Below are 12,883 nucleotides of genomic sequence, written 5' to 3'. Positions count from 1 at the left end.
GCTCACAGGTACGCGGCGTTTGCCGCATCAAGGCGGCCCTGCGCGCGCAGGATCAATTCGCAGAATTCGCGAGCGGCACCCTCGCCACCGCGGGCCTGGGTGATGCCGTGGGCGTGTTCACGCACGAAACTGGCAGCATTAGCCACCGCCATGCCCAGACCGACGCGACGAATCACCGGCAGGTCCGGCAGGTCGTCGCCGAGATAGGCGACTTGCTCATAGCTTAGGTTGAGTTGGGCAAGAAGCTCGTCGAGCACCACCAGTTTGTCTTCGCGTCCCTGGTACACGTGTGGAATACCGAGGTTCTTTGCTCGTCGCTCGACCACCGGGGTCTTGCGGCCGCTGATGATAGCCGTCTGCACGCCGGCTGCCATCAACATCTTGATGCCTTGGCCGTCGAGGGTGTTGAACGTCTTGAATTCGCTGCCGTCTTCGAGGAAGTACAGGCGTCCGTCGGTCAGTACGCCATCGACGTCAAAAACCGCCAGTTTGATATTCTTGCCGCGTTGCAGCAGGTTGGTGCTCATCACATTACTCCTGCACGCAGCAGATCGGACAGGTTGAAGGCGCCGATCGGACGGTCCTCCTTGTCCACCACTACCAGCGCGTTGATTCGATGGTCTTCCATGATTTTCAGGGCTTCGGCTGCCAGCATATCGGCCCGGGCGGTCTTTCCATGAACAGTCATGACCTCGTCGATGGTCGTATGGTGGATGTCGATGGTCCGGTCAAGGGTGCGGCGCAAGTCGCCGTCGGTGAAGATCCCGGCCAGTTTGCCGTCGGCCTCCACAATCGCGGTCATGCCCAGGCCCTTGCGGGTCATTTCCATCAAGGCGTCCTTGAGTAGCGTGCCACGTTGCACCTGGGGCAGTTCTGCGCCGGCGTGCATGACGGTTTCCACTTTCAGCAGCAGGCGTCGGCCAAGCGCGCCGCCGGGGTGGGAAAAGGCGAAATCTTCAGCGGTAAAACCGCGGGCTTCCAGCAGCGCAACGGCCAGGGCGTCGCCAATGACCAGTGCGGCAGTGGTCGACGAGGTCGGCGCCAGGTTAAGCGGGCACGCTTCGTGCTCGACGTGCACATTGAGGTTGACCTCGGCAGCCTTCGCCAGCGGTGAATCAGGGTTGCCGGTCATGCTGATCAATTGAATGCCCAGACGTTTGATCAGTGGCAGCAGGGTGACGATTTCATTGGTGGAGCCGGAGTTCGACAGCGCCAGGATGATGTCGTCGCGGGTGATCATGCCCATGTCGCCGTGGCTGGCTTCGGCCGGGTGCACGAAAAAGGCTGTGGTGCCGGTGCTGGCCAGGGTGGCGGCAATCTTGTTGCCGATGTGCCCGGATTTGCCCATGCCGACCACGACCACGCGGCCTTTGCTGGCCAGAATCATCTCGCAAGCGCGTACGAAATCTGCGTCGATACGGGGCAACAAGCCTTGTACGGCTTCCAGTTCGAGGCGGATGGTGCGTTGGGCAGATTGAATCAGGTCGCTGGATTGGCTCATGTCAGAAATCGTATAGCCTGATGAAAAGGCGGCGATTATAACGGTAATGATCGAAACCCTCACGCAAGTTCGTCGCGCTTTGTCATTCCTGGTTACCTAATCCCCCTGAATGGAAGCTTTTAGACTGTCATGTTCCTCAACATGGCCCGGCTTGGGCCTTGGGCGCTTGGCCTTTGCAGTGATATAGTTCGCCGCCAGTTCGGCCTGCCCAGGAGGTTGTGCTTTCGCGAGAAAGCCAGGCGTCCGAGTGAGAGGCTGCATCGCAAGGAGTTTAGATGAGTGCCGATAAAGCCTACGCGGTCGAGCTGAAGGGACTGACCTTCAAGCGCGGTGCGCGCAGCATTTTCAATAACGTTGATATACGTATTCCGCGCGGCAAGGTCACCGGCATCATGGGGCCTTCCGGGTGTGGCAAGACCACGCTGTTGCGGCTGATGGGCGCACAGTTGCGGCCCACCAAAGGCGAAGTCTGGGTCAACGGGCAGAACCTGCCGAAGCTATCGCGCAGTGACCTGTTCGATGCGCGCAAGCACATGGGCGTACTGTTTCAGAGCGGTGCTCTGTTTACCGATCTCGATGTGTTCGAGAACGTCGCCTTTCCGCTGCGCGTTCATACCGAACTGCCGGAAGAAATGATCCGGGACATTGTCCTGCTCAAATTGCAGGCCGTGGGCTTGCGTGGCGCCATCGATCTGATGCCTGACGAGTTGTCCGGCGGCATGAAGCGTCGTGTCGCGCTGGCCCGTGCAATCGCCCTCGACCCGCAGATTCTCATGTATGACGAGCCATTTGTCGGCCAGGACCCCATCGCCATGGGCGTGCTGGTGCGTCTGATCCGCCTGCTCAACGATGCGCTGGGCATCACCAGTATCGTGGTATCCCACGACCTGGCCGAGACCGCGAGCATCGCCGATTACATCTATGTCGTCGGCGAAGGCCAGGTATTGGGGCAGGGCACTCCCGAGGAGCTGATGAACTCGCAGGAGCCACGCATCCGTCAATTCATGACAGGCGAGCCTGACGGTCCGGTCGCCTATCACTTTCCAGCGACGGATTACCGCGCAGATCTTCTGGGGCAGCGTTGATGCGCAAGATTTCACTAATAGAACGGGTTCGCCGGTTCGGACACGCTGGCATTGACGTGCTGGGGGTGTTCGGCCGTTCGGCGATATTCCTGTTTCATGCCTTGCTTGGCCGTGGCGGCATTGGCGGCGGTTTTGGCTTGCTGATCAAGCAACTGCATTCGGTGGGCGTAATGTCCCTGGTGATCATCGTGGTCTCCGGGGTATTCATTGGCATGGTGCTGGCGCTGCAAGGCTTCAACATTCTATCCAGCTACGGTTCGGAGCAGGCGGTCGGCCAGATGGTTGCGCTGACGCTGTTGCGTGAACTGGGCCCCGTGGTCACGGCATTGCTGTTCGCCGGGCGCGCCGGTTCGGCATTGACTGCCGAAATCGGCAACATGAAGTCCACCGAGCAGCTGTCCAGTCTGGAAATGATTGGTGTCGACCCGCTCAAGTACATCATTGCCCCGCGCCTGTGGGCCGGCTTCATTTCCCTGCCGGTGCTGGCGATGATCTTCAGCGTGGTGGGAATCTGGGGTGGTTCGTGGGTGGCCGTCGACTGGCTGGGTGTCTATGAAGGTTCCTACTGGTCCAACATGCAGAACAGCGTGACCTTTGCAGACGATGTGCTCAACGGCATCATCAAAAGCATCGTTTTCGCCTTTGTCGTGACCTGGATCGCCGTATTCCAAGGCTATGACTGCGAGCCCACTTCCGAGGGGATCAGTCGTGCCACTACCAAGACCGTGGTGTATGCCTCTTTGGCTGTACTCGGCCTGGACTTTATTCTGACCGCCTTGATGTTTGGAGATTTCTGATGCAAAACCGCACCCTGGAAATCGGTGTCGGCCTTTTCTTGCTGGCTGGCATCCTGGCTTTGCTGTTACTGGCGTTGCGCGTGAGTGGCCTGTCCCCGAGCGCAACCACCGACACTTATAAACTTTATGCGTATTTCGACAATATCGCCGGTTTGACGGTCAGAGCTAAAGTGACCATGGCCGGTGTGACCATCGGCAAGGTCACGGCGATCGATCTGGACCGCGACAGTTTCACCGGTCGAGTGACCATGCAGCTGGAAAAGCGCGTAGATAACCTGCCGACTGACTCCACTGCATCTATCCTGACCGCTGGCCTGTTGGGCGAGAAGTACATCGGTCTCAGCGTGGGCGGCGAAGAAGGCTTGCTCAAGGATGGTGGAACCATCCACGACACGCAGTCGTCGCTGGTACTCGAAGACCTGATCGGTAAATTTCTGCTCAATACCGTTAGTAAAGACGCCAAATGAGGAGCTTTTGAATGATCTCTACCTTGCGACGTGGCCTGTTGGTAATACTCGCGGCCCTGCCTTTGATGGCTAACGCCGTGGCGGCGCCTTCCGCGCACGAACTGGTAAAGGACACCACCAATCGGTTACTTGCCGATCTGGCGACCAATAAAGAGAAGTACAAGCAGGATCCGAAAGACTTTTATGCCGCACTGGACAGCATCGTCGGACCTGTTGTGGATGCCGAGGGCATTTCCAAGAGCATCATGACGGTTAAATACTCGCGCAAAGCCACGCCTGCGCAAATGAAGACCTTTGAAGAAAACTTCAAAAAGGGTCTGTTCCAGTTCTATGGCAACGCTTTGCTCGAATACAACAACCAGGGGATCGTCGTAGACCCTGCCAAGGATGAGTCGGGAGACCGTACAAGCGTTGGCATGACCGTCAAGGGCACCAATGGCGCGGTCTATCCTGTGTCTTACACACTCGAAAAGATCAATGGCGAGTGGAAGTTGCGCAACGTAATCATTAACGGCATTAACATTGGCAAGCTGTTCCGTGATCAGTTCGCTGATGCGATGCAGCGCAATGGCAACGACCTGGACAAGACCATCAATGGTTGGGCTGGGGAAGTCGCCAAAGCCAAGGAAGCGAGTCAGAAGCAAACAACCGAGACGCAAGCTCAATGAGTGTGTCGGCCATTCGCATGAGCGAATCCGGCGAGCTGACGCTTAGCGGCATGCTGGATTACCGCACTGGCCCCCACTTGCGCAAGCAGGGGCAGGCGCTGATCAAATCCAGCAAGGCCGCTGCACTGGTGGTCGATTGCTCGGCAGTGTTGAAGTCCAGCAGTGTCGGCTTGTCGCTGCTGCTGTGCTTCATGCGTGATGCAGAGGCGGCCGGCAAGGCGCTGAGCATCCGCGGGATGCCAGAAGACATGCGCGAAATCGCTCAGGTCAGCGAATTGACCGAGCTGTTGGCGCATCCCTAACCGCATCTATAAAGAAGCCCCCCCGTCAGAGTCCTGCTTCGCGGGGTTCGCAGGCGCGGGGCTTTTTTGTATGATGTCCGACCCGCGCGCACAGGGCGCCGATTGAGGTTGAGCATGCAGGCCGTAGAAGTGAAGAGCTTCCTTGAAGGAAAGCTGCCAGGAACCCTAGTAGAAGTCGAGGGCGAAGGCTGCAACTTTCAGCTGAACGTGATTAGCGATGAACTGGCGGCGTTGAGCCCGGTGAAGCGTCAGCAGCAGATCTATGCCCATTTGAACCCATGGATCACCGATGGCAGCATCCATGCGGTCACTATGAAATTTTTCAGCAGCGCGGCCTGGGCCGAGCGCACCTGAGCCCAAGGGCGTCGAGATTCTTATGGATAAATTGATAATTACCGGTGGCGTTCGTCTTGATGGCGAAATCCGCATCTCCGGGGCAAAGAACTCTGCCCTGCCGATCCTGGCTGCAACCCTGCTGTGCGATGGCCCGGTAACCGTGGCCAACCTGCCGCACCTGCACGACATCACCACCATGATCGAGCTGTTCGGTCGTATGGGCATCGAGCCGGTGATCGACGAGAAACTCAGCGTCGAAATCGACCCGCGCACCATCAAGACCCTGATCGCTCCGTACGAACTGGTGAAAACCATGCGTGCGTCGATCCTGGTGCTGGGCCCGATGGTTGCCCGTTTCGGTGAAGCCGAAGTCGCACTGCCTGGCGGTTGCGCCATTGGTTCGCGTCCGGTTGACCTGCACATTCGTGGCCTCGAAGCCATGGGCGCGGTCATCGACGTCGAAGGCGGCTACATCAAGGCCAAGGCGCCTGAAGGTGGCCTGCGCGGTGCGCACTTCTTCTTCGATACCGTCAGTGTGACCGGTACCGAAAACATCATGATGGCGGCCGCTCTGGCCAAGGGCCGCAGCGTTCTGGCAAACGCCGCTCGCGAGCCTGAAGTCATTGACCTGGCGAACTTCCTGATCGCCATGGGCGCCAAGATCACTGGCGCCGGCACTGACACCATCACCATCGATGGCGTCGAGCGTCTGCACCCGACCACTTACAAAGTGATGCCTGACCGTATCGAGACCGGCACTTACCTGGTCGCAGCTGCCGTGACCGGCGGTCGTGTGAAGGTCAAGGACACCGATCCGACCATCCTCGAAGCCGTTCTTGAGAAACTCAAGGAATCGGGTGCCGAAATCACCTGTGGCGAAGACTGGATCGAGCTGAACATGCATGGCAAGCGGCCAAAAGCCGTTAACGTGCGCACCGCTCCATACCCGGCATTCCCGACCGACATGCAAGCGCAGTTCATCTCCCTCAACGCCATTGCCGAAGGCACCGGTGCCGTGATCGAGACGATCTTCGAAAACCGCTTCATGCACGTTTACGAACTGCACCGCATGGGTGCCAAGATCCAGGTCGAAGGCAACACTGCGATCGTCACCGGTACCGAAAAGCTCAAGGGCGCGCCAGTCATGGCCACCGACCTGCGTGCTTCGGCCAGCCTGGTGATCTCGGCGTTGATCGCTGAAGGTGACACCTTGATCGACCGCATCTACCACATCGACCGTGGTTACGAGTGCATCGAAGAGAAACTGCAGATGCTCGGCGCCAAAATCCGCCGCGTACCGGGCTAGTTTCTGCTGCATGGGCGCAGGGACGCGCCCGTTGATTTCGTTTCAAGTCGAGCCTGTTTCAGGCTCGATGTGTGTTCGGCGCCATTTGCGACCGGGCATCAGTAGCCTGATAAGGACTGACGTTTCCCATGTTGACCATCGCACTGTCCAAGGGCCGCATCCTTGACGACACCCTGCCGCTTCTGGCTGAAGCGGGCATCGTGCCGACCGAGAATCCGGACAAGAGCCGCAAGCTGATCATCCCCACGACTCAGGCCGATGTGCGTCTGCTGATCGTACGCGCCACCGATGTGCCGACTTACGTCGAACATGGTGCCGCGGACCTGGGCGTCGCCGGTAAAGATGTGCTGATGGAATATGGTGGCCAAGGCCTGTACGAGCCATTGGACCTGCGAATTGCCCTCTGCAAGCTGATGACCGCCGGCCGTGTCGGCGATGTCGAGCCCAAGGGCCGCCTGCGTGTGGCGACCAAATTCGTCAACGTTGCCAAGCGCTACTACGCCGAACAGGGCCGTCAGGTCGACATCATCAAGCTCTATGGCTCGATGGAACTGGCGCCGCTGATCGGTCTGGCAGACAAGATCATCGACGTGGTCGACACCGGCAACACCCTGCGCGCCAATGGTCTGGAACCCCAGGATTTCATTGCCGACATCAGCTCCCGGCTGATCGTGAACAAAGCTTCGATGAAAATGCAGCACGCCCGTATCCAGGCGTTGATCGACACCCTGCGCAAGGCAGTGGAGTCTCGACACCGCGGCTGATTTACCTGCGCGACGTTAAGTCGCGCCCGTCTATCCGCCTCATAGCCAGAATTCTCAGGTGCCCAAGCGGATCGATGGTAGCTTCGGGTACCTGAGTTTTCGCCATTCCTATGAGGCTCTCGCTATGACCGCACCGACTGCAATTCGCCGACTCAACGCTGCTGACCCGGATTTCGCACATCATCTGGATCATCTGCTGAGCTGGGAAAGTGTGTCTGACGACTCGGTCAATCAGCGGGTGCTGGACATCATCAAGGCCGTGCGCGAGCGTGGCGATGCGGCACTGGTGGAATTCACCCAAAAGTTCGACGGCCTGCAGGTCGCGTCCATGGCGGACCTGATCCTGCCTCGTGAGCGCCTGGAACTGGCCCTGACCCGAATCACCGTGCCTCAGCGTGAAGCGCTGGAAAAAGCCGCGTCCCGAGTACGCAGCTACCACGAGAGACAGAAGCAGGACTCCTGGAGCTACACCGAAGCCGACGGCACCGTGCTGGGCCAGAAAGTTACTCCGCTGGATCGCGCCGGCCTGTATGTACCGGGTGGCAAGGCGTCTTATCCGTCCTCGGTGCTGATGAACGCGATTCCGGCCAAGGTGGCCGGTGTGACCGAAGTGGTCATGGTGGTGCCGACGCCTCGTGGCGAAATCAACGAGCTGGTGCTGGCCGCAGCCTGCATCGCCGGCGTCGACCGCGTGTTCACCATCGGTGGCGCCCAAGCGGTTGCCGCGCTGGCTTACGGCACCGAAAGCGTGCCGAAAGTCGACAAGGTAGTCGGTCCGGGCAACATCTATGTCGCCACCGCCAAGCGCCACGTGTTCGGCCAGGTCGGCATCGATATGATCGCCGGCCCATCCGAAATCCTCGTGGTCTGCGACGGCCAGACTGATCCGGACTGGATCGCCATGGACCTGTTCTCCCAAGCCGAACACGACGAAGACGCCCAGGCCATCCTGGTCAGCCCGGACGCCGAGTTCCTCGACAAGGTCGCCGCCAGCATCGCCAAACTGCTGCCGACCATGGAACGCGCCGAGATCATCGAAACGTCGATCAATGGCCGTGGTGCGCTGATCAAGGTCCGCGACATGGACCAAGCCATCGAAGTGGCCAACCGCATCGCACCGGAACACCTAGAGTTGTCCGTTGCTGATCCGCAGGCCTGGCTGCCGAAGATTCGCCACGCTGGCGCGATCTTCATGGGCCGTCACACCTCCGAAGCCTTGGGTGACTACTGCGCAGGTCCCAACCACGTGTTGCCAACCTCCGGCACCGCGCGTTTCTCCTCGCCGCTGGGTGTGTACGACTTCCAGAAGCGTTCGTCGATCATCTTCTGCTCCGAGCAGGGTGCGTCGGAACTGGGCAAAACCGCTTCCGTGCTGGCCCGTGGCGAGTCGCTGACCGCTCACGCGCGCAGTGCCGAATACCGCATCGTTGACGAAGACTCTCTACAAGGGCAGGGGAACTGAATATGAGTAAATTCTGGAGCCCGTTCGTCAAGAATCTGGTGCCTTACGTGCCGGGCGAGCAGCCGAAACTGGCGAAGCTGGTGAAGCTCAACACCAACGAAAACCCGTACGGACCATCGCCAAAAGCCTTGGCGGCGATGCAGACCGAACTGAATGACAATTTGCGTCTGTACCCGGACCCGAACAGTGATGTGCTCAAGCAAGCAGTCGCCAAGTACTACGGCGTGCAGAGCAATCAGGTGTTTCTCGGCAATGGTTCCGATGAAGTCCTGGCGCACATCTTTCACGGTTTGCTGCAACACGATCAGCCGCTGCTGTTCCCGGACATCAGCTACAGCTTCTATCCGGTTTACTGCGGGTTGTACGGCATCGCCTTCGACGCGGTGCCGCTGGACGAGCAGTTCCAGATCAACCCGGCGGACTACGCCAAGCCGAACGGCGGGATCATCTTCCCGAATCCGAACGCACCGACTGGCTGCCTGTTGGCGCTGGATGCCGTGGAACAAATCCTCAAGGCCAGCCCGGATTCAGTGGTCGTGGTGGATGAGGCTTACATCGATTTTGGCGGTGAGACGGCGATCAGCCTGGTGGACCGTTATCCGAATCTGCTGGTGACCCAGACCCTGTCCAAGTCCCGTTCGCTGGCCGGCCTGCGGGTGGGGTTGGCGGTGGGGCATCCGGACCTGATCGAGGCGCTGGAGCGCATCAAGAACAGCTTCAACTCCTATCCGATTGATCGCCTCGCGAATGTCGGTGCAGCCGCAGCGTTTGAAGATCGTGAGTACTTCGACAAGACCTGCCGGTTGGTCATCGAGAATCGTGAGTGGGTCGTTGCGCAATTGGAAGGAAAGGGCTTTGAAGTCCTGCCGTCGGCGGCAAACTTCATTTTCGCCCGTCACCCACAGCACGATGCGGCCGGGTTGGCTGCGAAGTTGCGCGAGCAGGGTGTGATCGTTCGGCACTTCAAGCAGGAGCGGATTGCCCAGTTCCTGCGGATTTCGATTGGCACACCGGAGCAGAATCAGGCGTTGATCGACGGCCTGGGCGAGCTCTAAACCACCGCAAAACCTGTTGGAGCAAGCTCGCTCCCACAGGTTTTTTGTGGGGGCTACTTACTCTTCTTCCTTCTCTTTGACCGGCGCAGGTGGCGGACGCAAACCGATCTCGGCAGTGAGCTTGAGCTCTTTGCCGTTGCGCATCACCTGAATCGTGACCTTGTCGGTCGGTTTGATCCGCGCGACCTGGTTCATCGAACGACGACCATCGCCGGCCGGTTCGCCGTCGATGCTGAGGATCACGTCACCCAGTTGCAGGCCGGCCTTCTGCGCCGGGCCGTCACGGAAAATCCCCGCGACCACAATGCCCGGGCGCCCCGACAGGCCAAACGATTCCGCCAGTTCCTGGCTCAATGGCTGCACTTCGATACCGAGCCAGCCGCGAATCACCTGGCCGTGCTCGATAATCGACTTCATCACTTCCATGGCCAGTTTCACCGGGATTGCGAAACCGATGCCTTGCGAACCGCCGGACTTGGAGAAGATCGCCGTGTTGATGCCGGTCAGGTTGCCGTTTGCATCCACCAGCGCACCGCCGGAGTTGCCGGGGTTGATCGCAGCATCGGTCTGGATGAAGTCTTCGTAGTTGTTCAGGCCCAGCTGATTGCGCCCGGTGGCGCTGATGATACCCATGGTCACGGTCTGGCCGACGCCGAACGGGTTGCCGATGGCCAGGGCCACGTCGCCGATGCGGATGTTGTCGGAACGCCCGACGGTGATCGATGGGAGATTCTTCAAGTCGATCTTCAGGACCGCAAGGTCGGTTTCCGGGTCGCTGCCGATCACCCGGGCCAGGGTTTCACGACCGTCCTTGAGCGCCACCACGATCTGGTCGGCACCGGTGGTCACGTGGTTGTTGGTCAGCAGGTAACCTTCCGGGCTCATGATCACGCCGGAGCCGAGGCTCGATTCCATGCGCTTCTGTTTCGGCGAGTTGTCGCCGAAGAAGCGGCGGAACTGCGGATCCTCGAACAGCGGATGGTTCGGTTTGTTGATGACTTTGGTGGTGTACAGGTTGACCACCGACGGTGCGGCGGTGGTCACCGCGTCGGCATAGGACACGGGGCCTTGTTGCATGGTGGTGGTTTGCGGGGCTTGCTGCATGTTGACGTCAAGGCTTGGGAGCCCGACCCACTGCGGGTAACGCTGGATGATTAACAGAGCAATAAGCACGCCGGCCAACAGCGGCCAGCCGGAAAAACGCAGCGCCTTGAGCATTAAGCACGTCCTGAGAGGTTGCAGGCGGTATGAGACCGCCCATAATGTCGCGCATTATACGAGGCGAAGCGTGCCTCTGAACGGGATATTTAGGAGTCTTTTATGGCCGTCGCCCTGAGCACCCTGGTCGAAGAAGCCGACCGTTACCTTAACAGTGCAAAGATTGCCGATTACTGCCCCAACGGGTTGCAGGTCGAAGGCCGGCCGCAGGTCATGCGCATCGTCAGTGGCGTCACCGCCAGCCAGGCGTTGCTCGACGCCGCTGTGGAAGCCAGCGCCGATTTGGTGCTGGTGCATCACGGCTATTTCTGGAAAGGCGAGAATCCGTGCATCACCGGAATGAAGCAACGTCGGTTGAAAACCCTGCTCAAGCACGATATCAGCCTGTTGTCCTACCATCTGCCGCTGGATCTGCACCCTGAAGTCGGCAATAACGTGCAACTGGCACGTCAGCTCGATATCACTGTGGAAGGCCCATTGGATCCGGACAATCTCAAAGTTGTCGGCCTGGTCGGTTCATTGAGCGAGCCGGTGACGGCCCGCGATTTTGCCCGTCGCGTACAAGAAGTCATGGGCCGCGAGCCCTTGCTGATCGAAGGCAGCGAGATGATTCGCCGCGTTGGCTGGTGCACCGGTGGCGGTCAGGGGTACATCGATCAGGCCGTGCTGGCCGGCGTCGACTTGTACCTCAGCGGTGAGGCGTCCGAGCAGACCTTCCACAGCGCCCGGGAAAACGACATCAGCTTCATCGCCGCCGGCCACCACGCCACCGAGCGCTACGGCGTTCAGGCGCTGGGGGATTATCTGGCGCGGCGTTTTGCCGTTGAGCACATCTTCATTGATTGCCCGAACCCCATCTGACGGCCCAAACGAGGGGGTATATTCATATGCCCTTTCGATCTAGCTTGCGTCCTGATTAGAAGAGGACGCTGTGCTAGGATCCCCGCTCGAACACGGCCCGCTGGCCGTCCATAAGATCGTTTTCGTGAGTAGCCATGGTCGACAAACTGACGCATCTGAAACAGCTGGAGGCCGAAAGCATCCACATCATCCGCGAGGTCGCCGCCGAGTTCGATAACCCGGTGATGCTGTACTCCGTCGGTAAAGACTCCGCCGTGATGCTGCACCTTGCGCGCAAGGCATTCTTCCCTGGCAAACTGCCGTTTCCGGTGATGCACGTCGACACCCGGTGGAAGTTCAAGGAAATGTACGCGTTCCGCGACCGCATGGTCGAAGAACTCGGCCTTGACCTGATCGTGCACGTGAACCCCGATGGCGTCGCGCAGGGCATCAACCCGCTGACCCACGGCAGCGCCAAGCACACCGATATCATGAAAACCGAAGGCCTCAAGCAGGCCCTCGACAAATACGGTTTCGATGCCGCTTTCGGTGGTGCCCGTCGCGACGAAGAGAAGTCCCGTGCCAAAGAGCGCGTGTATTCCTTCCGCGATACCAAGCACCGCTGGGACCCGAAAAACCAGCGTCCCGAGTTGTGGAACGTCTACAACGGCAAGGTCAACAAGGGCGAATCGATCCGTGTTTTCCCGTTGTCGAACTGGACCGAACTGGACATCTGGCAGTACATCTACCTCGAAGGCATCCCGATTGTGCCGCTGTATTTCGCCGCCGAGCGCGACGTTATCGAGATGAATGGCACCTGGATCATGATCGACGACGAACGCCTGCTCAATCACCTGAGCGACGAAGACAAGGCGCGCATCGTCAAGAAGAAGGTCCGCTTCCGTACGCTCGGTGACTACCCGCTTACCGGTGCGGTCGAGTCCGAGGCCACCAGCCTGACCGACATCATTCAGGAAATGCTCCTGACGCGAACTTCCGAACGCCAGGGCCGGGTCATCGACCACGATGGCGCAGGCTCGATGGAAGAAAAGAAACGTCAGGGTTATTTTTAAGGGGTTGTC

General features: G+C 59.3%; 15 protein-coding genes. 12 read left to right on the top strand and 3 right to left on the bottom strand.

Going from position 1 to position 12,883, the window contains the following annotated elements:
• Positions 1–2 precede the first annotated feature (2 nt).
• Together MO767_RS07215 and MO767_RS07210 are read right to left on the bottom strand one after the other, a co-directional pair.
• On the bottom strand, positions 3–527 hold the full coding sequence (locus tag MO767_RS07215) for an HAD family hydrolase (protein ID WP_282479971.1): 525 nt from the start codon (positions 525–527) through the stop codon (positions 3–5).
• Positions 527–1,501: a KpsF/GutQ family sugar-phosphate isomerase gene (locus MO767_RS07210; protein ID WP_282479970.1), complete on the bottom strand. Its 975-nt coding sequence runs from the start codon at positions 1,499–1,501 to the stop codon at positions 527–529. The genes MO767_RS07215 and MO767_RS07210 overlap by 1 nt, the downstream gene beginning before the upstream one ends.
• 275 nt (positions 1,502–1,776) lie before the next feature.
• On the opposite strand from MO767_RS07210, the gene MO767_RS07205 reads away from it, so the two are divergent.
• The 10 genes from MO767_RS07205 to hisC all read left to right on the top strand — a co-directional run bounded on the left by MO767_RS07205 (position 1,777) and on the right by hisC (position 9,743).
• Positions 1,777–2,586, top strand: a complete 810-nt coding sequence (locus MO767_RS07205) for an ATP-binding cassette domain-containing protein (RefSeq protein WP_282479969.1) — start codon at positions 1,777–1,779, stop codon at positions 2,584–2,586.
• Positions 2,586–3,383, top strand: coding sequence for a lipid asymmetry maintenance ABC transporter permease subunit MlaE (gene mlaE / locus MO767_RS07200; protein ID WP_282479968.1), 798 nt, complete (start codon positions 2,586–2,588; stop codon positions 3,381–3,383). The genes MO767_RS07205 and mlaE overlap by 1 nt, the downstream gene beginning before the upstream one ends.
• Positions 3,383–3,850, top strand: coding sequence for an outer membrane lipid asymmetry maintenance protein MlaD (mlaD, locus tag MO767_RS07195; protein WP_046045861.1), 468 nt, complete (start codon positions 3,383–3,385; stop codon positions 3,848–3,850). The genes mlaE and mlaD overlap by 1 nt, the downstream gene beginning before the upstream one ends.
• A gap of 11 nt (positions 3,851–3,861) precedes the next feature.
• On the top strand, positions 3,862–4,518 hold the full coding sequence (locus tag MO767_RS07190; RefSeq protein ID WP_282479967.1) for an ABC transporter substrate-binding protein: 657 nt from the start codon (positions 3,862–3,864) through the stop codon (positions 4,516–4,518).
• Positions 4,515–4,820, top strand: a complete 306-nt coding sequence (locus MO767_RS07185) for an STAS domain-containing protein (protein WP_282479966.1) — start codon at positions 4,515–4,517, stop codon at positions 4,818–4,820. The genes MO767_RS07190 and MO767_RS07185 overlap by 4 nt, the downstream gene beginning before the upstream one ends.
• Before the next feature lie 114 nt (positions 4,821–4,934).
• Complete coding sequence (locus MO767_RS07180) at positions 4,935–5,174, top strand: BolA family protein (RefSeq protein WP_007912386.1); 240 nt, start codon at positions 4,935–4,937, stop codon at positions 5,172–5,174.
• 22 nt (positions 5,175–5,196) lie between these two features.
• The gene (gene murA, locus MO767_RS07175) at positions 5,197–6,462 is read left to right on the top strand and encodes a UDP-N-acetylglucosamine 1-carboxyvinyltransferase (protein WP_046045865.1); all 1,266 of its coding nucleotides are present in this window, start codon (positions 5,197–5,199) and stop codon (positions 6,460–6,462) included.
• Between the two features lie 128 nt (positions 6,463–6,590).
• Positions 6,591–7,226, top strand: coding sequence for an ATP phosphoribosyltransferase (gene hisG / locus MO767_RS07170; protein ID WP_007901570.1), 636 nt, complete (start codon positions 6,591–6,593; stop codon positions 7,224–7,226).
• 124 nt (positions 7,227–7,350) lie between these two features.
• Entirely contained in the window at positions 7,351–8,688 is a 1,338-nt protein-coding gene (gene hisD / locus MO767_RS07165) for a histidinol dehydrogenase (RefSeq protein ID WP_282479965.1), read from the top strand.
• A gap of 2 nt (positions 8,689–8,690) precedes the next feature.
• Entirely contained in the window at positions 8,691–9,743 is a 1,053-nt protein-coding gene (gene hisC, locus MO767_RS07160; protein WP_282479964.1) for a histidinol-phosphate transaminase, read from the top strand.
• Between the two features lie 57 nt (positions 9,744–9,800).
• Here the strand turns inward: hisC and algW are convergent, their stop codons facing one another.
• Entirely contained in the window at positions 9,801–10,961 is a 1,161-nt protein-coding gene (gene algW / locus MO767_RS07155) for a Do family serine endopeptidase AlgW (protein WP_129438464.1), read from the bottom strand.
• A gap of 102 nt (positions 10,962–11,063) precedes the next feature.
• Between algW and MO767_RS07150 the strand changes: the two genes are divergently transcribed.
• Positions 11,064–11,822: a Nif3-like dinuclear metal center hexameric protein gene (locus MO767_RS07150; protein ID WP_282479963.1), complete on the top strand. Its 759-nt coding sequence runs from the start codon at positions 11,064–11,066 to the stop codon at positions 11,820–11,822.
• A 134-nt stretch (positions 11,823–11,956) separates the two neighbouring features.
• On the top strand, positions 11,957–12,874 hold the full coding sequence (cysD, locus tag MO767_RS07145) for a sulfate adenylyltransferase subunit CysD (protein WP_131061189.1): 918 nt from the start codon (positions 11,957–11,959) through the stop codon (positions 12,872–12,874).
• Positions 12,875–12,883: the final 9 nt, after the last annotated feature.

The organism is Pseudomonas sp. UYIF39 (assembly GCF_029963765.1).
In the GTDB taxonomy this organism is placed as follows: Bacteria; Pseudomonadota; Gammaproteobacteria; order Pseudomonadales; family Pseudomonadaceae; genus Aquipseudomonas.
The sequence above is the reverse complement of the archived record's forward strand: the minus strand, read 5'-3'. Positions and strand labels throughout refer to the sequence as shown.

Coding starts and splice junctions, on each gene's coding strand:
- MO767_RS07215 (WP_282479971.1), bottom strand. CDS start 527: ATGAGCACCAACCTGCTGCAACGCGGCAAGAATATCAAACTGGCGGTT.
- MO767_RS07210 (WP_282479970.1), bottom strand. CDS start 1,501: ATGAGCCAATCCAGCGACCTGATTCAATCTGCCCAACGCACCATCCGC.
- MO767_RS07205 (WP_282479969.1), top strand. CDS start 1,777: ATGAGTGCCGATAAAGCCTACGCGGTCGAGCTGAAGGGACTGACCTTC.
- mlaE (WP_282479968.1), top strand. CDS start 2,586: ATGCGCAAGATTTCACTAATAGAACGGGTTCGCCGGTTCGGACACGCT.
- mlaD (WP_046045861.1), top strand. CDS start 3,383: ATGCAAAACCGCACCCTGGAAATCGGTGTCGGCCTTTTCTTGCTGGCT.
- MO767_RS07190 (WP_282479967.1), top strand. CDS start 3,862: ATGATCTCTACCTTGCGACGTGGCCTGTTGGTAATACTCGCGGCCCTG.
- MO767_RS07185 (WP_282479966.1), top strand. CDS start 4,515: ATGAGTGTGTCGGCCATTCGCATGAGCGAATCCGGCGAGCTGACGCTT.
- MO767_RS07180 (WP_007912386.1), top strand. CDS start 4,935: ATGCAGGCCGTAGAAGTGAAGAGCTTCCTTGAAGGAAAGCTGCCAGGA.
- murA (WP_046045865.1), top strand. CDS start 5,197: ATGGATAAATTGATAATTACCGGTGGCGTTCGTCTTGATGGCGAAATC.
- hisG (WP_007901570.1), top strand. CDS start 6,591: ATGTTGACCATCGCACTGTCCAAGGGCCGCATCCTTGACGACACCCTG.
- hisD (WP_282479965.1), top strand. CDS start 7,351: ATGACCGCACCGACTGCAATTCGCCGACTCAACGCTGCTGACCCGGAT.
- hisC (WP_282479964.1), top strand. CDS start 8,691: ATGAGTAAATTCTGGAGCCCGTTCGTCAAGAATCTGGTGCCTTACGTG.
- algW (WP_129438464.1), bottom strand. CDS start 10,961: ATGCTCAAGGCGCTGCGTTTTTCCGGCTGGCCGCTGTTGGCCGGCGTG.
- MO767_RS07150 (WP_282479963.1), top strand. CDS start 11,064: ATGGCCGTCGCCCTGAGCACCCTGGTCGAAGAAGCCGACCGTTACCTT.
- cysD (WP_131061189.1), top strand. CDS start 11,957: ATGGTCGACAAACTGACGCATCTGAAACAGCTGGAGGCCGAAAGCATC.